21 protein-coding genes are annotated in these 19,692 nt (G+C 58.3%); 12 read left to right on the top strand and 9 right to left on the bottom strand.

Features of this window, described 5'->3' with window-relative positions:
• Positions 1 to 20: 20 nt before the first annotated feature.
• Positions 21 to 359, bottom strand: coding sequence for a P-II family nitrogen regulator (locus ACR0J5_RS07655; RefSeq protein ID WP_050602105.1), 339 nt, complete (start codon positions 357 to 359; stop codon positions 21 to 23).
• A gap of 168 nt (positions 360 to 527) precedes the next feature.
• On the opposite strand from ACR0J5_RS07655, the gene ACR0J5_RS07650 reads away from it, so the two are divergent.
• The 3 genes from ACR0J5_RS07650 to tig all read left to right on the top strand — a co-directional run bounded on the left by ACR0J5_RS07650 (position 528) and on the right by tig (position 5,137).
• Positions 528 to 2,195 carry an NAD(P)H-hydrate dehydratase gene (locus ACR0J5_RS07650; RefSeq protein WP_480651978.1) on the top strand — a complete coding sequence of 556 codons (1,668 nt, stop codon included), beginning with the start codon at positions 528 to 530 and terminating at the stop codon, positions 2,193 to 2,195.
• 302 nt (positions 2,196 to 2,497) lie between these two features.
• Positions 2,498 to 3,622: a porin gene (locus ACR0J5_RS07645; RefSeq protein WP_480651976.1), complete on the top strand. Its 1,125-nt coding sequence runs from the start codon at positions 2,498 to 2,500 to the stop codon at positions 3,620 to 3,622.
• Positions 3,623 to 3,805: 183 nt separating this feature from the next.
• Positions 3,806 to 5,137 (top strand): trigger factor, encoded by a 1,332-nt coding sequence (gene tig, locus ACR0J5_RS07640; RefSeq protein ID WP_480652883.1) that lies wholly within the window; start codon positions 3,806 to 3,808, stop codon positions 5,135 to 5,137.
• A 97-nt stretch (positions 5,138 to 5,234) separates the two neighbouring features.
• Here the strand turns inward: tig and ACR0J5_RS07635 are convergent, their stop codons facing one another.
• From ACR0J5_RS07635 to rpsF, 6 genes are all read right to left on the bottom strand, one after another.
• The gene (locus ACR0J5_RS07635; protein WP_480651974.1) at positions 5,235 to 6,083 is read right to left on the bottom strand and encodes an acyl-homoserine-lactone synthase; all 849 of its coding nucleotides are present in this window, start codon (positions 6,081 to 6,083) and stop codon (positions 5,235 to 5,237) included.
• 97 nt (positions 6,084 to 6,180) lie between these two features.
• Complete coding sequence (locus tag ACR0J5_RS07630) at positions 6,181 to 6,882, bottom strand: helix-turn-helix transcriptional regulator (protein ID WP_480651973.1); 702 nt, start codon at positions 6,880 to 6,882, stop codon at positions 6,181 to 6,183.
• Between the two features lie 236 nt (positions 6,883 to 7,118).
• Positions 7,119 to 7,595, bottom strand: coding sequence for a transglycosylase SLT domain-containing protein (locus tag ACR0J5_RS07625; protein WP_480651971.1), 477 nt, complete (start codon positions 7,593 to 7,595; stop codon positions 7,119 to 7,121).
• A gap of 153 nt (positions 7,596 to 7,748) precedes the next feature.
• Entirely contained in the window at positions 7,749 to 8,372 is a 624-nt protein-coding gene (gene rplI / locus ACR0J5_RS07620) for a 50S ribosomal protein L9 (RefSeq protein WP_480651969.1), read from the bottom strand.
• Positions 8,373 to 8,384: 12 nt separating this feature from the next.
• Positions 8,385 to 8,612 carry a 30S ribosomal protein S18 gene (rpsR, locus tag ACR0J5_RS07615; RefSeq protein ID WP_005982441.1) on the bottom strand — a complete coding sequence of 76 codons (228 nt, stop codon included), beginning with the start codon at positions 8,610 to 8,612 and terminating at the stop codon, positions 8,385 to 8,387.
• A 27-nt stretch (positions 8,613 to 8,639) separates the two neighbouring features.
• Entirely contained in the window at positions 8,640 to 8,993 is a 354-nt protein-coding gene (rpsF, locus tag ACR0J5_RS07610) for a 30S ribosomal protein S6 (RefSeq protein ID WP_155151103.1), read from the bottom strand.
• A 285-nt stretch (positions 8,994 to 9,278) separates the two neighbouring features.
• Between rpsF and ACR0J5_RS07605 the strand changes: the two genes are divergently transcribed.
• Positions 9,279 to 9,797 carry a hypothetical protein gene (locus tag ACR0J5_RS07605; protein WP_480651966.1) on the top strand — a complete coding sequence of 173 codons (519 nt, stop codon included), beginning with the start codon at positions 9,279 to 9,281 and terminating at the stop codon, positions 9,795 to 9,797.
• A gap of 126 nt (positions 9,798 to 9,923) precedes the next feature.
• Positions 9,924 to 10,496 (top strand): YceI family protein, encoded by a 573-nt coding sequence (locus ACR0J5_RS07600; protein ID WP_480651964.1) that lies wholly within the window; start codon positions 9,924 to 9,926, stop codon positions 10,494 to 10,496.
• Positions 10,497 to 10,549: 53 nt separating this feature from the next.
• Here ACR0J5_RS07600 and ACR0J5_RS07595 read toward each other — a convergent pair whose 3' ends face one another.
• The gene (locus tag ACR0J5_RS07595; RefSeq protein WP_480651962.1) at positions 10,550 to 11,776 is read right to left on the bottom strand and encodes a cytochrome b/b6 domain-containing protein; all 1,227 of its coding nucleotides are present in this window, start codon (positions 11,774 to 11,776) and stop codon (positions 10,550 to 10,552) included.
• A gap of 171 nt (positions 11,777 to 11,947) precedes the next feature.
• Between ACR0J5_RS07595 and fabD the strand changes: the two genes are divergently transcribed.
• The 7 genes from fabD to mltG all read left to right on the top strand — a co-directional run bounded on the left by fabD (position 11,948) and on the right by mltG (position 18,281).
• The gene (gene fabD / locus ACR0J5_RS07590; RefSeq protein WP_480651960.1) at positions 11,948 to 12,886 is read left to right on the top strand and encodes an ACP S-malonyltransferase; all 939 of its coding nucleotides are present in this window, start codon (positions 11,948 to 11,950) and stop codon (positions 12,884 to 12,886) included.
• A 41-nt stretch (positions 12,887 to 12,927) separates the two neighbouring features.
• Positions 12,928 to 13,665, top strand: a complete 738-nt coding sequence (gene fabG, locus ACR0J5_RS07585; protein WP_480651958.1) for a 3-oxoacyl-[acyl-carrier-protein] reductase — start codon at positions 12,928 to 12,930, stop codon at positions 13,663 to 13,665.
• 209 nt (positions 13,666 to 13,874) lie between these two features.
• Positions 13,875 to 14,108 (top strand): acyl carrier protein, encoded by a 234-nt coding sequence (locus ACR0J5_RS07580; protein WP_008756330.1) that lies wholly within the window; start codon positions 13,875 to 13,877, stop codon positions 14,106 to 14,108.
• Positions 14,109 to 14,246: 138 nt separating this feature from the next.
• Positions 14,247 to 14,786, top strand: a complete 540-nt coding sequence (locus ACR0J5_RS07575) for a GNAT family N-acetyltransferase (RefSeq protein ID WP_480651956.1) — start codon at positions 14,247 to 14,249, stop codon at positions 14,784 to 14,786.
• Positions 14,787 to 14,906: 120 nt separating this feature from the next.
• Positions 14,907 to 15,650 carry a 1-(5-phosphoribosyl)-5-[(5-phosphoribosylamino)methylideneamino]imidazole-4-carboxamide isomerase gene (locus ACR0J5_RS07570; protein WP_480651954.1) on the top strand — a complete coding sequence of 248 codons (744 nt, stop codon included), beginning with the start codon at positions 14,907 to 14,909 and terminating at the stop codon, positions 15,648 to 15,650.
• Between the two features lie 204 nt (positions 15,651 to 15,854).
• A complete protein-coding gene (fabF, locus tag ACR0J5_RS07565; protein WP_480651952.1) occupies positions 15,855 to 17,120 on the top strand; it encodes a beta-ketoacyl-ACP synthase II in 1,266 nt (421 codons plus the stop codon).
• Complete coding sequence (gene mltG / locus ACR0J5_RS07560; protein WP_480651950.1) at positions 17,121 to 18,281, top strand: endolytic transglycosylase MltG; 1,161 nt, start codon at positions 17,121 to 17,123, stop codon at positions 18,279 to 18,281.
• A 142-nt stretch (positions 18,282 to 18,423) separates the two neighbouring features.
• Here mltG and ACR0J5_RS07555 read toward each other — a convergent pair whose 3' ends face one another.
• The gene (locus ACR0J5_RS07555) at positions 18,424 to 19,683 is read right to left on the bottom strand and encodes a DEAD/DEAH box helicase (RefSeq protein WP_480651948.1); all 1,260 of its coding nucleotides are present in this window, start codon (positions 19,681 to 19,683) and stop codon (positions 18,424 to 18,426) included.
• Between the last annotated feature and the right edge of the window lie 9 nt (positions 19,684 to 19,692).

The following is a 19,692-nucleotide window of genomic DNA, read 5'->3' as shown; positions in this document are numbered from 1 at the left end:
CCTCTACTTGGAGTGTTCGATTACAGCGCGTCCGAGCCGGTTTCACCGGTCCGAATGCGAATGGCTTGTTCAACGGGCGACACAAAGATTTTGCCGTCGCCGATTTTGTCGGTTTTCGCGGCCGAAACGATGGCCTCGATTGCGGCGTCGACCTGATCGTCATCCAGAACGACCTCGACCTTTACCTTGGGCAGAAAGTCGACGACATATTCCGCGCCGCGATAGAGTTCCGTGTGGCCTTTCTGACGGCCAAACCCTTTGACCTCGATCACGCTGAGGCCCTGGACACCCACGTCCTGCAGCGCCTCTTTCACTTCGTCCAGTTTGAACGGTTTGATGATCGCTTCGATCTTCTTCATCCCGGGCTCCTATAACACTTGTCAGGGTCGGACTGATCACGTCTAAGATCGGCGGGCAATCTGATAGCGAAAACCGAGGCAGGCGCGTGCCGAGAAAAGAGGCGTTGGATTAAATTTTGACCGACTTGCATAAAAAGTAATCAGAATTGAATCGCGAGGGGATTTGAGATGACGGAATTGCTGACAGCCGCGCAAATGCGGGCCATCGAACAGGCCGCGATTGAGTCCGGTGAGGTAACCGGGCTGGAGCTGATGGAGCGGGCCGGGCGCGGCGTTGTCGATGCGATCTATGAGGAGTGGCCCGAGTTCAAGGATCGAGGGGCCAGCCCCTCGAACTCCCCGGGATATTTGGGGCCAGATGAAGGGGATCCGCTGCGCGCTGTGGTGCTGTGCGGGCCGGGGAATAATGGTGGGGATGGGTTTGTTGTTGCGCGCCTGTTGCTTGGGCTGGGGTGGCAGGTTGAGGTTTTTCTGTATGGAGATGCAGAAAAGCTGCCGCCGGATGCGCGGGTGAATTATGAGCGGTGGGTGGAGTTGGGGAGTGTGCTGCCGTTGCCTGAAGGGATGTGGTTGCCACGCTGCGATTTGCATGTTGATGCGCTGTTTGGCACTGGTTTGACACGTCCGATTTCCCATGCTGTTTCATATTCCCTTTCCTATTTGCACAAACGCCACCCGCACTTTGTTTCTGTTGCCGTCGATATTTCTTCCGGCCTGTGTTCCGACAGCGGACGTCCTATCGGAATTTCTGGCAAGGCGGATTTGACGGTCACCTTTCACAGGGCAAAGAGAGGTCATTTCTTGGCGGAAGGTATTGCGCGTAGTGGTAAGATAAGGATCGTAGATATTGGCTTGCCGACAAAAAAGTTTTGCACGACCGAGGATTTAGTGGCTTCAATAAACGATCCAGCGCGCGCGATCATGGGGCCTGATGAAATTGAAAAACTCAATATAGAAGCAGCGCGAGAGTTCGGGTCAAAGGTAAGGCTGGCGGTGCCAGTACATTCTTTGGAGAAATCTGAGCCGCAACACAAATACTCCCACGGCCACGCTCTCATCCTCTCGGGCGGTCCGGCCAAGACCGGCGCGGCGCGGTTGGCGGCGCGGGGGGCTTTGCGGATTGGGGCAGGGCTGGTGACGCTGGGGGTGCCTCCGTCGGCGCAGATGGAGGTGGTGGCGCAGGTGACCGCCATCATGGTGCAGCGGGTTGATGGGGCCGAGGGGCTTGCGGATGTGCTGGGCGATGAGCGGCTGAATGCGCTGTGTCTGGGGCCTGGACTGGGCATAGAGCGCGCGCGGGAGTTGGTGCCGGTGGCGCTGCAGGCCAAGCGGGCGACCGTGTTGGACGCCGATGCGCTGACGGCGTTTGGGGATGATCCAGAAGCCTTGTTCCAGCAGCTTCATGAGGCGTGTGTTCTGACCCCGCATGGGGGCGAATTTGCGCGCCTCTTTCCTGATATTGCCGAGAAATTGGCGGCTATTCCGACCAAAGGACCAGCTTATTCCAAGGTGGATGCGACGCGTGAGGCCGCAAAACGGGCAGGCTGTGTGGTGCTTTTCAAGGGGCCGGACACGGTCATCGCCGCCCCAAATGGGATGTGCGCGATCAACGCGGCCTGCTATGAGCGGTCCGCCCCGTGGCTGGCTACGGCAGGATCCGGCGATGTGCTGGCCGGGTTCATCACGGGATTGCTGGCGCGCGGGTTTAGCCCGATGCAGGCGGCAGAGACGGGGGCCTGGCTGCATGTGGAATGTGCGCTGCAATTCGGGCCGGGGCTGATCGCCGAGGATTTGCCTGAGCAATTGCCCAGTGTTTTTACAAAACTGAATATATGATTTTATAGGCGATTCTTGGCCGACTTGCGACCTCTTCGGCGGCAATTGGCCGAGCGGTTGGCGCGGGTGGAGCAACGAGTGTTTGCCACCGACCCAACACCACGCCAGACTTTGCTTGGAGGGGAACTCCGACTGCGGCAGTGCTGCGGATAATTTGTTGAAAAAAATGAAATTACGTCCGGCTTTCTACCGGCCAAACAACGGCGTCTTTTCCATTTGCCAAAGCGCGTCGGGGTGCGGAACCCCGGGATCGGACGGCCATAAACCGAGGGTCGAAAGCCGGGTCTTTCAAGGTGAGTGAAATGACCCAGAACCTTAAACTGACTTCATCCCTGGCGGCCCTGGCCGCGTCCATGGCCATTCCCGCCGCGGCTGAGCTGAAATATGAGAACAACAGCGGCGGCTATGTTGAACTTTATGGACAGTTGGACCCGGTTATCGTGTCTGTCGATGATGGCGAAGAAACCGAAACGCGATTGCTGGACAACGATCTGTCCAACAGCCGCGTGGGTCTGCGTCTGATGCAGCCTTATGGCAGCAATGAGTTCATGTTCCGCTTTGAGACGGGGTTGGGTCTTCCGGGGACCGGAACAGCCAATCAGGACGGAACCAACACCAATGGCTGGACCCGTGAAGATATCCGGCATGTCGATTTCTCTTTGAAAGGGGGATATGGCAAGTTTTCGGCCGGGCAGGGGAGTATGGCCTCGGATGGGGCAGCCGAGACGGACCTGTCTTATGTCGGAACGGCGCTCTATTCCTTTACCAATGATGAAAACGGGGCCTTTTTCTATCGCGGCCCCGACGGCGTTCTGAGTGACATCACCGTGGGCGATTCCTCAAGCAACTTTGACGGCAGCCGCAGGGGCCGCATCCGCTATGACACGCCCGATTTCAACGGGTTTTCGGGGTCGATCGCCTATGGTCAGAACATCCTGTCGAGCAGCGATGACGATGATTACTACGACATTGCGGTTTACTACCGGAATACCTTTGCAAATGGCGTCGCCTTTGCGGCCAGCGCGGCCTATGCGGTGCGCGACTTCGATGACGGCTCGGGCGAGCGGCGGGATGTGATCGGCTCAGCCTCGGTCCTGTTGCCCAGCGGGTTCAGCTTTACGGCGGCTTTGGGCGCGCGTGACGATACGGCGGCGGGGGCCAGTGATCCGGATTATTGGTACACAAAACTGGCCTATGAGGGCGATTGGGTGTCCTGGGGGAAAACCGGAATCGGTATCGATTACTTTGACGGAGCGGATTTCGAGAACGACGGATCCAGCACGAAATCCTGGGGGATTGCGGTTGTCCAGCGGATCGACAGCATCAACACCGATGCCTATCTGAAATACCGCAATCACGACTTTGACGACATGGTCGATTTCGACAAGAACGAAGCCTGGGTGCTGGGCGCGCGTTGGAAGTTCTGATCTAGGGATTGGGGTCATGGGGCGCCCTGGGCCTGTCCGGGGTGCTTTTTTGTTCAAAACACCGGCAAAACAAGACTGATCCGGGCTTTGCCCTCTTGCACGCGGGCGGCTGGGCAAATAGAAGGCGTCAAATTTGCCCGGCGCGCCGTTTTGCGCGCCCCGAATCCTATGGGGACTACCATAATGCAGGTTACCGAGACGCTGAACGAAGGTCTGAAACGCGGCTATAACATCGTCGTTTCCGCGGCTGAGCTGGACGACAAAGTGAATGAAAAGCTGGTTGAAGCGCAGCCTGAGATTGAGATGAAGGGCTTCCGCAAAGGCAAGGTGCCGATGGCGCTGCTGAAAAAGCAGTTCGGCCAGCGTCTGCTGGGCGAAGCGATGCAGGAAAGCATCGACGGCGCGATGAACCAGCACTTTGAAGACAGCGGCGACCGTCCGGCGCTGCAGCCGCAGGTCAAGATGACCAACGAAGACTGGAAAGAAGGCGACGACGTCCATGTCGAGATGTCCTATGAGGCACTGCCTGCGATCCCCGAAGTTGACCTGAAATCGGTCGAGTTGGAAAAGCTGGTTGTCAAAGCGGATGACGCAGCCATCGACGAGGCGCTGAACAACCTGGCCGAAACCGCACAGGATTTCAAAGCGCGCCGCAAGGGTTCCAAGGCGAAAGACGGCGATCAGATCGTGTTCGATTTTGTCGGCAAGGTTGACGGCGAAGAGTTCGAAGGCGGTGCAGCCGAGGATTATCCGCTGGTTCTGGGCTCCAACAGCTTTATCCCCGGTTTCGAGGATCAGCTGGTTGGCGTGAAAGCCGAGGAAGAAAAAGACGTCACCGTCACCTTCCCCGAAGAATACGGTGCCGCGCATCTGGCCGGTAAAGAAGCCGTTTTCACCTGCACCGTGAAAGAAGTGAAAGAGCCCGTCGCCGCCGAGATCAACGACGAGCTGGCAACCAAGTTTGGCGCCGAGGATCTGGACGGTCTGAAAGGTCAGATCGCCGAGCGTCTGGAAGCCGAATATAACGGTGCGTCGCGTGCAGTCATGAAGCGCGCCCTGCTGGACGTTCTGGACGAGAAAGTGTCGTTCGAGCTGCCGCCGTCGCTGGTTGAAGCCGAAGCCAAGCAGATCGCACACCAGCTGTGGCACGAGGAAAACCCCGAGGTTGAAGGCCACGATCACGATCCGATCGAGCCGACCGACGAGCACAACAAACTGGCCGAGCGCCGCGTGCGTCTGGGCCTGTTGCTGGCCGAGCTGGGCCAGAAGGCCGAGGTTGAAGTGACCGACGCCGAGATGACTCAGGCGATCATGAACCAGGCCCGTCAGTACCCGGGTCAGGAGCGTCAATTCTTTGAATTCGTGCAGCAGAACGCTCAGATGCAGCAGCAGCTGCGTGCGCCGATCTTTGAAGACAAAGTCATCGACTACATCGTCGAGCTGGCACAGGTTGCAGACAAAGAAGTCAGCAAAGACGACCTGCAAAAAGCCGTTGAGGCACTGGAAGAGGAATAATCCTCTTCTGCCCATGACCCATGGGCACAAAAAAGCGGAGCCGTCTGACAATCAGACGGCTCCGGTGGGTGGCTTTTGAACTTATGAGGTGAGGGGGTCAGGCCTCATGAGCAAAAGCACGGGGGGTACTTAACAGAGCGAATTTCTGCTCTGGCGTGAAGCGATCCGAGAGCGCTTCGATCAATTTCAGCACATCGTTGACCTCTTCCTGCGTTCTGGCGGAATGCATCTGTTCAACGAAGTATTTTTCAAGTTCGGTCAGTGGTTGGTGATCGACATTTGCCGGCGTCTCGACCTCTGTGCCTGCAAAGCGTTCCAGCGCCTGCTCTTCGGTCAGGAAGACGTCATGCTCGATCCCGGCATAATCGCGAATGCCTGCGATACGTTCATCCGAGCAGTCCATCAGCGCGGCCATGGCCACCACTTTGCCCATCGGTTTTGCCGTGCCCAAGTAGTCATAGGGCGCATTGCCTGATCGTTGCAGGACACGGTTCATGATCGGATCGATCACGGCGATCGAATCCAGAACACCGGCGGCCTTGGCATATTCGAATGATCCGATCATCACCTCACTGGTGACATAGGATACAGAGTTCTTGCCACGACCGCGGCCAAGCTTCTTGGTGTCGACGCAAAAGCGGGTCGCTTCCCAAATCTGCGCGCTGCGCAGCGGTGGTTCCCCGTCCAAGATCGAATGAAAGACGTCGGACAACATGTGCGGCCCCGTTGTCTGCAGCAGGCGCATGCACCCAACGACGTCCCCTTCGTCGCTGATGCTGACCACATGTGCAGGATTCAGGTCGTCAAACATGTCGCGCTCGCGACCGTCCTGAATATTCACTTCCCATCCCAAACGATCCCCGAACACGCGCGCGCGGAGTTGATACATTTCGTCCAAGACGTCTTTAAACTTATGTTGGTTGATACCATCAATTACGATGATCATTTCCATCCCCCTACAGTCTGGTTACCGTGAACCCAGAGTTAACCAACTCGTGAATTGAGACTATTGGGGGTTTCCCGTAATTTTGCGGTTTTTTTGCTTACCCGGGGGCGATTAACCCTAGACCAATGGCCCGGCCAATGGCCTGAGGTGTGGTCAATGCACCGAGTTTTTCCCGCCCGGAACGCACATGTACTTCAACCGTGCGGTGGGAAATGGACAAAATGTCGCCGATATCCTGCTGAGATTTACCCTCGGCCACCCATTGCAGGATCTCTTTTTCGCGGGTCGAAAGCGAGGGCAGATACAGCGCCTTTGCAAGAACGCCGGACTGCATAACCGTATCATGCGCATTCACGGCCGCCATTTGCAGATCGCCCATGACGTGCTTTTTGAGCTTTTCCCACTCAGCGTCTGAACAATCGCGCGTCACGCTGAGGATACCGCATTCCCCATAGGGCCCGCGAACCGGAACCGTCAGACCACGCGGCGTGATCCCGAAATCATGGGCGTCGCGGAACACCGCATTGAATTTCTCGTCATGGTTAAAGCGGCTCCAATCTACCGGAGCGATACTGAGCACTGACTGATAGATCGTAGGATCGAAATGGTGAAAGCCCTGGCTGCCGTAATGAATCTTCCATTCATCGGGATAGTTGGCATAGCCCTGCACATCACCTTTGACAGGATTCATGGTGGCGTAAGACGCGTAGTCAAAGCCAAGTTCCTCGCAGACCGAGTTGATTATGTCAGCGGTCGACTTCTCCTGTTGGTCGAGCGCGGCCAAGTCTATGAGTTTCACCTGTCCAACCCTTATATGGCTCCCTTCATCCCCAAGAGCGCCAAGCCTGTTCGCATTTCGTACTACGTTGCGTTAACTTATACGCTGAATTCAAGGCAATAGTTCAATTCACGCATACATATTGCGTACTTCGCGCAACAGAACCTGTCGAATTTGGTCCATTTCGGCGGAATTCCTCTCACTTTGACGCTAAATCGCGTCGAAAGTCCATGGTTTTTGCGTTTTGCGATCGCGCGTCATTCGGGGACAAGACCAGTTTCTACCAGCATGCCGCGTGCTTTTGCTTCGGGCCAATAACCTTTGGCATAGAGGAAAATAGCGCGTTGTTGATCTCCGTCAGACAACAGCCAAGCGCCGCGCAGGTATTTCCCGGCAAATTCCAGGTTCGTGTCTGCGTCCAGAAGACCTTGCGGGTTTCCGGTGTATCCCATCGAGCGCGCCGTGGCGGGCAGGATCTGCAGCAAGCCGTAATAAGGGCGGTTTACGGCCCATGGGCGGTGTGTGCTTTCCCGGATGGCCAGCTTGTGGACCAATTCCCGCGGCACCTCATAGTGATCGGCCCATTTGTTGATCGAGGCCCGCAGTTCGGGGGTTTCGTTGGGATAGAGCGGGGGATCAAACGCGGCTTGGGTCGGTGTGTCCGGGCCACCGCATGCGGCAAAGGGGATTAGCAGCAACATGGCCAGAACGCTGCGGCGCAGGAAGGATGTCATCTATATACTCCGGTCGTCTGGGTGCGATGATAGAAGGCGAAAACGCACCGGCAAGCCTAGGTGTGAAATCTGGCTGAATTTTGCCCGTTCTGCGTGTGCAACGAAAAAAGGCCGCACGAGTCGCGCGGCCTTTTCTTGTTCAAATCAGCCAGATCAGGCTTTGGCTTCGTCTTCTTCCGCAGCCGGTGCGTCTTCGGCAACCAGGTCGTCGTCGTCGGACGCAGCCGAACCGATATCGTCGAACAGTTCGGCGATTTCGAATTCTGCAGCTGCTTCTTCTTCAGCGGCCAGTTCCTGGATGGATTTGCCCGACGCCTGCAGTTCGGCTTCTTCTTCCGAACGGGCGACGTTCATCTGGATTTCAACTTCAACCTCGGGGTGAAGTTTAACCGCCAGCGAGTGCAGACCCAGTTCCTTGATCGGAGCGATCAGGGCAATCTGTTTTTTGTCGACGGTGAAACCAGCCTCGGTTGCGGCATCTGCGGCGTCACGCGGTGTGACCGAACCGTACAGAGCACCGGCGTCCGATGCCGAGCGAATCACGATGAACTGCTGACCGTCCAGCTTTTCAGCCAGAGCTTCAGCTTCTTTCTTGGTTTCCAGGTTGCGGGCTTCCAGCTGCGCTTTCTGGGCTTCGAACGACGCGATGTTGGCGTTCGAGGCGCTCAGGGCTTTGCCCTGGGGCAGCAGGAAGTTGCGGGCGTAGCCGGGCTTGACGTCAACGACGTCGCCCATCTGACCCAGTTTCGCAACGCGTTCCAGCAGGATAACTTGCATGTCAGTCTCTCCTTACTTCACAGCGTAGGGCAGCAGGGCGAGGAAGCGGGCGCGCTTGATAGCACGGGCCAGTTCACGCTGCTTTTTCGCCGAAACGGCGGTGATGCGCGAGGGAACGATCTTGCCACGCTCAGAGATGTAGCGCTGCAGCAGACGGGTGTCTTTATAGTCGATCTTCGGCGCGTTATCGCCCGAGAACGGGCAGACCTTGCGGCGGCGGAAAAATGGTTTTGCGGCCATGGTTTATGTCCTTTCGTCAGGCGTTGATCAGCGGCGCTCGCGGCGGCCTTCGCGCTCATCGCGCTTCTGCATCTGGACCGAGGGGCCCTCGGCATGCTCGTCGACCTTGATGGTCAGAACGCGCATAACGTCGTCATGCAGGCGCATCAGGCGTTCCATTTCCTGAACGGCGCCAGCGGGGGCGTCGGTCTTCAGGAAGGCATAGTGGCCTTTGCGGTTCTTGTTGATCTTGTAAGCCATCGTCTTGACGCCCCAGTACTCGCTTTCGACGACGTTGCCGCCGTTGTCAGCCAGAACGGTGCCGAAATGTTCGACAAGGCTTTCTGCCTGCGCGTTGGACAGGTCCTGACGCGCGATCATTACATGCTCATACAGTGGCATGTGCACTCCTGTTTATATCAAGGCGCATTTCATAGGCGGGGCCATCTGGTCCTTCGCGACCCTGCCACGAGAGGCTGCGCGATTCATACGATGTGCGAAGGATGGCCCCGTATACACGTTTATGGGGGCAGGGCAAGTCCCGTCACATATGCCTTGGTGAAGTCGTGCTATTTCCACTGCACCGCCCAATTCCTGACGCTTTTCGGCTCAAAGTTGTTTTCAATACCGGGGACTAGCCGGACAGCCAGATCCCACACGGACAACCTGAAAACCAGGGTGAGAGATATGACCGCGACGAACACGAATACATTCGAAGATTCCGCAAATGCAGCCGGCTATGACAAGGCCGTACCTGTCTTGATCGCATTCGAGGCGAATTGGAAGGTTCGCATGGTTCTGGCCCGCGTTTTGGGTGCCTTTCTGATCGTCATGGCCTTTTCGATGTGGCTGGTGGCCGGTTCCACAATGGCTGCCGAAGTCTGGCCAATCAAACTGGCGGCGTCGCTGGTGTTCCTGCTGATCGGTGTTAGCCTTCTGACGATTCAAATTTTGGATGCGCGCCCCGACGCTTATTTTGATCCGATCCGCCGCGAGGTGCGCGTGCTGCAAAAGAACGAAAACGGCCGCCCTCAAACGGTTCTGCGCCGCAGCTATGATACGCTGGGCGGAGCACGCTTCGAGGAAGATCAGGTTGAGCTGTTCGACGTGGATGGCAGCCTGCTGATGAAGCTGCCGCTGCAGTCGGCGGATATCAGCCGAGCGCTGAAAGGCCAGTTGAGCGGAAGTGTAACAATCTTCGCCTGAATTTTATTCTGTTCATATAGGAACAGAAGTTGTGAGCGAATAATACTTGTGTGCTGCCCTCGGGCAGCACATTTTCGTTATTGAGCAACCCAAGCGGTTTGCATCCACAAAATTGCGGAGTTTGTCATGAAATCCACCCTTCTTGCTGTTGCACTGGCCGTCACGGCAACTTCGGCGTTTGCCAGCGCCGAGAAATACGTTCTGGACCCCAGCCACAGCCAGGTCATCTTCAACTATAACCACCTTGGTTTTTCGACCACCTACGGCATGTTCTCGGGCTTTGAAGGCGAGATCATGTTCGACCAGGAAAACCCGGCAGATTCGAGCGTCAGTGTCTCGATGCCCGTGATCGAGATGTTCACCGGCTGGCAGCCGCGCGAAGATCACTTTATGACCGAAGACTTCTTTGGCGCCTCCGAGGGCGATCTGGTTACGTTCAACTCGACCAGCATCGAAGTTACCGGTGAAAACACCGCCAACATCACCGGCGATCTGACCATGAACGGTGTGACCAAATCTGTTGTTCTGGACGCCAAGCTGAACCAGGTGGGCGAACATCCGATGGCGGGCAAGCCCTGGGCCGGTTTCGATGCGACCACCACCCTGATCCGCAGCGATTTCGATCTGGGTCAATTCGCCCCCTTCGTCAGCGACGAGGTTGAGGTGCGTATTTCGGTCGAAGCGCAAAAAGCCGACTAAACCGATCCAATCGACCCAAACCGAAACCGCCGGGGTAGAACCCGGCGGTTTTCTTATGCGCCACGCTCGGCGGTCAGTTGGACGTCGACGGTTACCCCAAACCCCAAGGACGCCTCGGTTGGTTGGGAAGTGCCGACCTCGAAATCCATCCGGTTCAGGTCCAGTTGGCCGGACATGGTTGCGGTGTTGTCCTGCAGGTCAAGGGTGAAGGGCAAAACCACGTCCAAAGATTTGTCGCGGATCGTCAGCGGGCCGCGCGCTTCGTATCCGGTGTCTGTTTTGTAGATGTCAGCCTTGAACTGCGCGGTCGGAAATTGCGCGCTGTCAAAGAAATCGGCACCCATGGCCTGATCTGTCACCGTTCCAAGGCTGAGCGACGCGATGGCAATCGTGACGTCGACCGAACCCGCCAGACCCGGCTCGGCAGGGTCTTCAAAGGCGATTGCGGCGGTCCAGTCGGCAAAGCTGCCGGTCACAGGGCTGCCCAATTGGGAAATGGTGATGGACAGGGTGCCGTCCTGAACGGCCCAGTCCGACTGAACCTCGGTCAACTCGGCGGTGTCGGTCGCGGCGGCAGAGTGGTCAGACAACAGGCCAATCGACCACCCGCCAATCAAAACCGCGCCCCACACGGCAAGCGCCGCAACGGCGGGCACGGCTGAATGATGTTGCGCCGGAGGTTCAGGCGCATCCGACGGTCCGGGCAGCATGCGGCGCAGGGTGCTGTCCTTATCGATCACGTGGTGTTTCAGTGCTCCGGCGATATGCAAAGCCAGCGAACCGGCCAGAACCCAGATGAACAGCCAATGCAGATTGGCGGTCAGCTCGGCCAGAAAAGCGGATTTGGGAACAAAAGGCAGGTTTTGCCCAAAGGGCCACAGGATCGGTGCAAACCCTTCGGCAGCTGCGTGGTGCACCCAGCCCGTCAGCGGCACCAGCACCAATGAGGCATACAGCATCCAGTGCACGGTTTCGGCGGCAAAGGCTTCGGGTTTGTTTTCCGCATTCAGCAGGCCGGGTTTGGTTTGTGTGGCAGCCCACAGGATGCGGGCAAGGGCCACAAAGAACACCGTGACGCCCACTGTTTTATGCAGCGAGAACAGGCGAGCGGCGCGTGCGATGTCCTCTTCATTGGTCGGGATCGTAGGATCATAGATCGCGTGGGCGAGGTTATTGGCGAACCATCCCAGCGGAATCGCGGTAAAGATCAACAGGGCCGTCAGCCAGTGAAACGTCTTGGTTACGCTGCCATAGCTGGAAAACGTATTGGTAGAAGGCATAGGTTGCTCCGGGGCTGGGGTCGCTGGTTCCAACCTAAAGCCATGGGGTCAGGACACAATAGCGGGATGCGCACAGCTCAGGTGCCTGTGTGCAGAGGTGAGGCAGTGCTTGTGCCGCGCGCACACTCGGTTTACACCCCCCGGCAACCTAACGTCATCCAAGAGGTCGCAATGACACGCGCATTCGTTTTTCCGGGGCAGGGTGCCCAAACCATCGGGATGGGCAAGGCTTTGGCCGAGGCTTATCCGGCTGCGAAAGCTGTGTTCGACGAGGTCGATGAAGCCCTTGGGGAAAAGCTGAGCGATCTGATCTGGGACGGCGATATTGCCGATCTGACGCTGACGCAGAATGCGCAGCCTGCACTGATGGCCACGTCAATCGCTGCCATGCGCGCGCTTGAGGCCGAGGGCGTCTCGATCACGGACGCCGCTTTTGTGGCTGGGCATTCGCTGGGTGAATACTCGGCCTTGGCCGCTGCGGGGGCCTTGTCTGTTGCGGACACTGCGCGCCTGCTGCGCACCCGGGGTCAGGCCATGCAAAGCGCCGTGCCCGTGGGTGAAGGCGCGATGGCCGCTATTCTGGGTCTGGATCTGGACGCTGTGCGCGCGGTGGCAGAAGAGGCCGCGCAGGGCGATGTCTGTCAGGCGGCAAATGACAATGACCCAACTCAGGTTGTTGTGTCGGGCGCAAAGGCCGCTGTCGAGCGCGCCGCCGAGATCGCCAAGGAAAAAGGGGCCAAACGCGCGGTGATGTTGCCGGTCAGCGCCCCCTTCCATTGCGCCCTGATGCAGCCTGCAGCTGATGTTATGGCAGAGGCTTTGGCCAGTGTGCAAATTCAGGCCCCTGCCGTACCTCTGGTGGCCAATGTGCGGGCCGAGGCAGTAAACGATCCTGACCTGATCCGCCAATTGCTGGTCGAGCAGGTCACAGGCTCGGTCCGGTGGCGTGAAAGCGTGCAATATATGGCCGCACAGGGTGTGACCGAAACATGGGAGATCGGCGCGGGTAAGGCCTTGTCCGGCATGATCCGTAAAATCAATCGCGACATTGCGGGTAAGGCGGTGGGCGCCCCGGAAGATGTCCAAAAAGCCGTTCAGGCCGATTCGTAATTCAATAGCGTTCAGAACAGACGCACCAAGAGGGAAACCGAATGTTTGATTTGACAGGTAAGAACGCGCTGATCACCGGCGCCTCGGGGGGGATTGGCGGCGATATTGCGCGTGTGCTGCACGGCGCAGGCGCGGCAGTCGGGCTGTCGGGCACGCGCGTCGATCCTTTGCAGGCGCTGGTGGATGAGCTGGGTGAACGAGCGCATGTTCTGCCCTGCAACCTGGGTGATCCAGAGGCGGTCGCGGCGCTGCCGAAACAGGCGGCGGATGCGATGGGGTCTGTTGATGTTCTGGTCAATAACGCAGGCATCACGCGCGACAACCTGTTCATGCGCATGTCGGATGAAGAATGGCAGAGCGTGATCGACGTGAACCTGACGGCAACTGCCAAGCTGTGCAAAGGCGTACTGCGCGGCATGATGAAGGCGCGCTGGGGCCGGATCATCAATATCTCGTCCGTGGTTGGTGCAACGGGCAACCCGGGGCAGGCGAACTATGCCGCCGCCAAGGCTGGCATGGTCGGCATGACCAAATCGCTGGCCTACGAAGTGGCAAGCCGCGGAATCACTGCCAACGCGGTGGCACCCGGCTTTATCCAAACGGCGATGACCGACAAGCTGAATGACGATCAGAAAGCGGGCATTCTGGGTCAGGTTCCGGCAGGCCGTATGGGCGAGCCTTCGGAAATTGCTGCGGCAGTTCTGTACCTTGCCAGCCCAGAGGCCGGATATGTGACCGGAACAACCTTGCATGTGAATGGCGGTATGGCCATGTTGTGATCGCATACCAGGGCTGGCGCGAAAGCGTTTGCCTTGGGCGTTGTCTGTGCTATAGGCGGCGCATGAATGCAGGGGTCGGCCAAATGGTCGGCCTTCTACTTTCCCGGTATTCGGGAACCAAAACCGCCCGAAACGGGCACATCAAAGCCAGCCTGAGCGGGCAAGGGCAGAACCGGGCGCCACGCCCTGAAATGGAATGAGGAATAGACATGAGCGACGTCGCAGATCGCGTTAAAAAGATCGTTGTTGAGCACCTGGGTGTTGAAGAAGACAAAGTAGCGGAAAACGCTTCCTTCATCGACGATCTGGGCGCAGACAGCCTGGACACCGTGGAACTGGTTATGGCCTTCGAAGAAGAGTTCGGCATCGAGATCCCCGATGACGCAGCCGAAACCATCCAGACCTTTGGCGACGCCGTCAAATTCATCTCGGAAGCGTCCTAATCGCTCTGAAATCGCTAAAAGCGGCGCTTCCGTGCAACGGAGGCGCCGTTTTTTATGCCCTGCCGAAATTCACACTTGCTTGACGCTTTTTCGCTAAGCAGTCTGCGCTATGAGGCAAAATTTCTGAGCGGGCAGGGCATGATACGATCCACCCCGACGATAAATACGGCCCGTTTGATGCTTTGCGGCATGCGGCCAGAGGATTTTAACCGGTTCGCCGAAATTTGGCGCAACCCGTGTATCGTGCGGCATGTCGGTGGCAAACCGCGGTCGCGTGGTGAGGCTTGGGATTCCTTTCTGCGCAATGCGGGGCATTGGCAGATGGCCGGGTTCGGGCAATGGGCCGTTCTACAGCAATCGAATCGGACGATGATCGGCCAGGCAGGGTTTTTCTATGGAAACCGGGCGCTGGGTGACGATTTCGACAGCTTCCCTGAGGCCGGATGGATATTGGTCCCCGAGGCGCAGGGTCAGGGCCTGGGCTATGAGGCCGCGCAAGCTGCGCATGACTGGTTTGATCGCATCATGCCAGGGCCCTTGGTGGCAATGGTGAATTCGGCCAACTCGGCATCTCGGGCTTTGGCTGAAAAGCTGGGCTATGTGCCGATGCGGGAATGCACGTACAACGATACGCCGGTTGTGCTGTTGCGCAGAAACGGGCCGCCCGCCCGCATCTAGTTTCACGTTTTCGCCGATGCCGCAAAATGCCTTCGGTTTGCCGATACTGGTGGTATCAGGCACGCTCCGTATCTGTATGATACAGTGAATTTCAAAGCGATTGGGCTAAGGAGCGTGCTCATGAGGATTTACCCAACTATGGAACTGCAGAACGGCCGGTGTGTTTCACTGGAAAAAGGCCGTTTGGACGAGGCCATGATCTGGCATGTGGACCCGGTAGAGACAGCACGCAGCTGGTCGGCTGCGGGCGCCGAATGGATGCAACTGACCGATTTCGACGCAATCGAAGGGCGCGACACGAATAACGCGTTGGTTGAAGACATCATTCGCTCGGCAGAAATGCCGGTGCAACTGGCCGGTGGTATGCGTACGCGGGAACAGGTTGAACACTGGATCGACAAGGGGGCCGGGCGCATTGTCATCGGTACGCTGGCGGCCTGGGATCCGATCCTGGTTAAGGAACTGGCAAAGCTGTACCCTGACCAGATCGTGCTGGCCGTGGATGTCTGGCAAGGTCAGGTGATGACCGAAGGCTGGCGCAGCCAAAGCGCCTTTACCCCTGACGCCTATATCGAAGCTTTTGCCGACGCGCCTTTTGCGGCAATCCTGGTGACCGATATCGACAGCGACATGGACGATGTTGAGGCTCAGTTGGGGCTGATCTCAGGGCTGGCGGAAAAATCCCGCACCCCGATTATCGCCAGCGGTGTAGTGCGCGCTGCGGACGATATCTCGCGCTTGGCTTACATCCCGAACATTTCGGGTGCGATTGTCGGGCGCGCTTTGTTCCGCAAATCGATCGACCTGTCCGAGGCGCTGCAAATGGCGCAGGCCGCCCACGAGCCGGTCGCGCAGTTCCAATAAGACGTCGGAGAAACTGGTGCCGCCCGTTGTCGCATCTCGGCAGCGGGCGGTTTTGCGTTCAGCCCTTCGGGATGGTTGAAAAAGAGTGATTTCTTTCACATTTGGCGAGATCATGCCGGAGGGGAAGATGCTGTTCCTCTTGCCCCCGGGGCCCGGGCCGGGGTATGAGCGGTTCTCAAATAGGAAGCAGGCAAGAGGCATTTCATGCGCAGAGTCGTTGTAACCGGTCTTGGGTTGGTCACTCCGTTGGCCAGCGGGGTCGAGGAAACCTGGTCGCGGCTGCTGGACGGAGAATCCGGTGCGGGCCCGATCACGCAGTTCGATGCTGAGGCAAGCGGGGTCACCACGACCTATGCCTGCGAAGTGCCGCGCGGCGATGGCACAAACGGGACGTTCAATCCCGACGACTGGATGCCGCCGAAAGAGCAGCGCAAGATCGAGGACTTTATCCTGTATTCCATCGCAGCTGCCGACATGGCCTGTGAGGATGCGGGCTGGATGCCCGAAGACGAAGACGCCCGTCTGCGCACCGGTGTTCTGATCGGGTCTGGCATTGGTGGGCTTGGGTCCATCGCGGAAACGGCGAATTTGATCCGTGACAAAGGCCCGCGCCGCGTGTCGCCCTTCTTTATCCCGGGCGCGCTGATCAACCTGGCCTCGGGTCAGGTCTCAATCCGTCGTGGGTTCAAGGGGCCGAACCATTCGGTCGTGACGGCCTGTTCCACCGGCGCGCATGCCATTGGCGACGCAAGCCGTATCATCCGTGCCGGCGACGCGGACGTCATGGTCGCAGGTGGTGGCGAGGGCTGCATCTGCGAGATCGGCATCGCCGGTTTCAACGCGTGCAAGGCGCTGTCGACCAAATATGCAGACGACCCCAAGAAGGCGAGCCGCCCTTATGACATTGACCGTGATGGGTTCGTCATGGGCGAGGGCGCAGGCATTGTCGTTCTGGAAGAATATGAACATGCTGTGGCGCGCGGTGCCAAGATTTACGCCGAGGTTCTGGGCTATGGCATGTCCGGTGATGCCTATCACATCACCGCGCCGTCCGAAGATGGCGACGGGGCCGAACGCTCGATGAAAGCCGCGCTTCGTAGCGCCGGGCTTGAGCCGAAGGATCTGGACTATATCAACGCGCATGGCACCTCGACCATGGCGGATACGATTGAGCTGGGCGCGGTTGAGCGTCTGCTGGGCGATCATGCGGGCAACGCGACCATGACCTCGACCAAATCCGCCACGGGCCACTTGCTGGGTGCTGCGGGCGCCATTGAGGCGATCTTTTCGATCCTTGCGATCCGCGATCAGGTGGCCCCGCCCACGATCAACCTGGACAACCCGGCGGTTGAGACGCCGATTGACCTGGCCCCCAACGCCAAGCGCGAGCGCGAGATCAACGTGGCCCTGTCGAACTCGTTTGGGTTTGGCGGCACCAATGCCAGCGTGATCTTCGGAAAGGTCAGCTAAATGTGGCGGGCTTTGGCATCGAACGCGCTGACCATTCTGGTGGTCGGCCTGTTCCTGATGGGCGGTCTGATCCTTTGGGGGCAGTCGCAGTACAAGTCCGAAGGCCCGCTGGAAACCGCCATGTGCCTGCAGGTCAGGCCCGGGTCGAACATGACCCGCGTCAGCCAGCAGCTTGAGGATGAGGGCGCTGTCAGCAGCGCCATGATCTTCCGCATGGCGGCAGATTACACCGACAAGGCCCAACAGCTGAAAGCAGGTAGCTTTCTGGTGCGCGAGGGCGCGTCGATGGAGCAGATCATTGACGAGATTACCAGCAGCGGTGCCAGCACCTGCGGATCGGAAATCGAGTACCGCATCGGCGTAACGCGGGTTCAGACCCGCGTGCGTGAGTTGGACCCCGCCACGCTGGACTTTGTCGAGATCGCGAGCTTTGAGGCCGCAGAAGACGAAGCCCCCGCTGCGTATCTTGAGAAACGTCAGGAAGCCGATACCCGGTACCGCGTGTCCGTGGCCGAAGGCGTTACCTCGTGGCAGATCGTGGATGCGCTGAAAGGGATTGATGCGCTGACCGGTGAAGTGGGCGAAGTACCGGCCGAGGGCATGCTGGCCCCGGACAGTTATGAGGTCACCCCCGGTGATGACCGGGTGGCGATTTTGCAGGACATGCAGGACAGGCAGCAGCTGCGTATCAACGCCGTCTGGGAAAGTCGTCAGGATGGCCTGCCAATCAAAAACCCCGAAGAAATGCTGATCCTTGCGTCGATCATCGAAAAGGAAACCGGTGTACCGCATGAGCGCGGTCAGGTTGCCAGCGTCTTTGTCAATCGTCTGGAAAAAGGCATGAAGCTGCAGACGGACCCAACGGTGATCTACGGCGTAACCAAAGGGCAAGGCGTGCTTGGACGCGGCCTGCGTCGGAGTGAGCTTCGCCGAGCAACGCCTTGGAATACCTATGTGATTGATGGTTTGCCGCCTACACCGATTGCGAACCCGGGCATGGCGAGCCTTGAAGCTGCTGTTGCGCCTGAAGAAACGGACTACGTGTTCTTTGTGGCAGACGGCACGGGTGGTCATGCCTTTGCGGTAACGCTGGATGAGCATAACCGCAATGTCGCCAAGTGGCGAGAGATCGAAGCCGAGAGAAACAGCTCGGGCAACTAAAGCGTTTCGGGTTTTACCTGAATCACTCTGTGACACGAATGTCCCGAGAACACCGCAGTCGTGGCAGGGTATTCGTGTTTCAAGTTAAACCCGAAACGCTTTAAGAAAAAGGGCCGCGTCGGAAAACGCGGCCCTTCTTGTATCAGGCGGCAGGACGCCGACGGGGACGCCGCCTTTTGTTGGATGAGGGCTTGGACGCACCGCCGTTCCCACCTTGCGGTTTGCGCGCCCGGAAGCCGCCGCGATTGCGCGGTTTCTTGGGTTCTGCAAATTCCGGCATGGTGCCGCTGGCGACCGGAAGTTCGATCTTCATCAGCTTTTGGATTTGTTTCAGCTGATCCAGCTCATCCGGGGCGCAGAAGGCGATACCTTCGCCCTCGCGACCGGCACGGGCGGTGCGGCCGATACGGTGGACATAGTTGTCCGGCACTTCGGGCAGGTCATAGTTGATCACATACGCAACGCCGGGGATATCGATGCCCCGCGCGGCAACGTCCGTGGCGACCAGCACATTAACCTCACCCGCACGGAACGCCTTGATCGCGCGATCCCGCTGGCCCTGGCTTTTGTTGCCGTGGATCGATGCGGCATTGAACCCGTCTTTGACCAGGTCTTTCATCAACCGCTCGGCCCCATGTTTGGTGCGCGAGAACACTAGGGTCAGGGCGTCTTTATCCGCCGACAGGATTTCGCGCAGTTTCTGCGGCTTTTCCGCCCGGCTGAGGAAGTGGACCGATTGCGTGATCTTATCAGCAGCTTTGCCCGGAGGCGACACCTGCACGCGCTGCGGGTTGTTCAGATAGGCTTGGCTGAGTTCCTCCATCTGCTTCGGCATGGTTGCCGAAAACAGCATGGTCTGGCGCGGTGTACCCAGCGCGGGTGCGATTTTGCGAAGGGCATGGATAAAGCCCATATCCAGCATCTGGTCAGCCTCATCCAGAACCAGATGGCGCACCGAGCTGAGGTCAACCGCCCCACGCTCCATCAGGTCGATCAAACGGCCCGGGGTGGCGACCAGAATATCCGTGCCGCGCGACAGAAACGAAATCTGTTTGCCGATCGATTGACCACCAACAACAGTGGCGACGCGGAGTTTGGTCTTTTTGGTCAGGTTGCGCAGGCTTTCGGCGATCTGGTTCACCAGCTCACGCGTGGGCGCAAGGATCAGGGCTTTGACGGTCTTTGGTGCCGGTTTGCCGGGCTGGGCCAGCAAGTGGTCGATCAGCGGCAGGCCAAAGGCCAGTGTCTTGCCCGTACCGGTCTGGGCCAGTCCAAGGATGTCATGGCCTTTCAGGGCCAGCGGTATGGCTTGGTTCTGGATCGGTGTGGGTTGGGTAAAGTTGGCGCGTTGCAGCGCGTCATTCAGGGCCGGATCAAGGCCCAGCATATCAAAATCGAACAAGTATCATTC

Source organism: Ruegeria sp. BE1 (assembly GCF_056538885.1).
This window is presented reverse-complemented; position numbering and strand designations above follow the sequence as displayed.

Bases quoted from the DNA above. Each gene is read 5' to 3' on its own strand.
- ACR0J5_RS07655 (WP_050602105.1), bottom strand. From the start codon at position 359: ATGAAGAAGATCGAAGCGATCATCAAACCGTTCAAACTGGACGAAGTG.
- ACR0J5_RS07650 (WP_480651978.1), top strand. From the start codon at position 528: ATGACGGAATTGCTGACAGCCGCGCAAATGCGGGCCATCGAACAGGCC.
- ACR0J5_RS07645 (WP_480651976.1), top strand. From the start codon at position 2,498: ATGACCCAGAACCTTAAACTGACTTCATCCCTGGCGGCCCTGGCCGCG.
- tig (WP_480652883.1), top strand. From the start codon at position 3,806: ATGCAGGTTACCGAGACGCTGAACGAAGGTCTGAAACGCGGCTATAAC.
- ACR0J5_RS07635 (WP_480651974.1), bottom strand. From the start codon at position 6,083: ATGATCATCGTAATTGATGGTATCAACCAACATAAGTTTAAAGACGTC.
- ACR0J5_RS07625 (WP_480651971.1), bottom strand. From the start codon at position 7,595: ATGACATCCTTCCTGCGCCGCAGCGTTCTGGCCATGTTGCTGCTAATC.
- rplI (WP_480651969.1), bottom strand. From the start codon at position 8,372: ATGCAAGTTATCCTGCTGGAACGCGTTGCGAAACTGGGTCAGATGGGC.
- rpsR (WP_005982441.1), bottom strand. From the start codon at position 8,612: ATGGCCGCAAAACCATTTTTCCGCCGCCGCAAGGTCTGCCCGTTCTCG.
- rpsF (WP_155151103.1), bottom strand. From the start codon at position 8,993: ATGCCACTGTATGAGCATGTAATGATCGCGCGTCAGGACCTGTCCAAC.
- ACR0J5_RS07605 (WP_480651966.1), top strand. From the start codon at position 9,279: ATGACCGCGACGAACACGAATACATTCGAAGATTCCGCAAATGCAGCC.
- ACR0J5_RS07600 (WP_480651964.1), top strand. From the start codon at position 9,924: ATGAAATCCACCCTTCTTGCTGTTGCACTGGCCGTCACGGCAACTTCG.
- ACR0J5_RS07595 (WP_480651962.1), bottom strand. From the start codon at position 11,776: ATGCCTTCTACCAATACGTTTTCCAGCTATGGCAGCGTAACCAAGACG.
- fabD (WP_480651960.1), top strand. From the start codon at position 11,948: ATGACACGCGCATTCGTTTTTCCGGGGCAGGGTGCCCAAACCATCGGG.
- fabG (WP_480651958.1), top strand. From the start codon at position 12,928: ATGTTTGATTTGACAGGTAAGAACGCGCTGATCACCGGCGCCTCGGGG.
- ACR0J5_RS07580 (WP_008756330.1), top strand. From the start codon at position 13,875: ATGAGCGACGTCGCAGATCGCGTTAAAAAGATCGTTGTTGAGCACCTG.
- ACR0J5_RS07575 (WP_480651956.1), top strand. From the start codon at position 14,247: ATGATACGATCCACCCCGACGATAAATACGGCCCGTTTGATGCTTTGC.
- ACR0J5_RS07570 (WP_480651954.1), top strand. From the start codon at position 14,907: ATGAGGATTTACCCAACTATGGAACTGCAGAACGGCCGGTGTGTTTCA.
- fabF (WP_480651952.1), top strand. From the start codon at position 15,855: ATGCGCAGAGTCGTTGTAACCGGTCTTGGGTTGGTCACTCCGTTGGCC.
- mltG (WP_480651950.1), top strand. From the start codon at position 17,121: ATGTGGCGGGCTTTGGCATCGAACGCGCTGACCATTCTGGTGGTCGGC.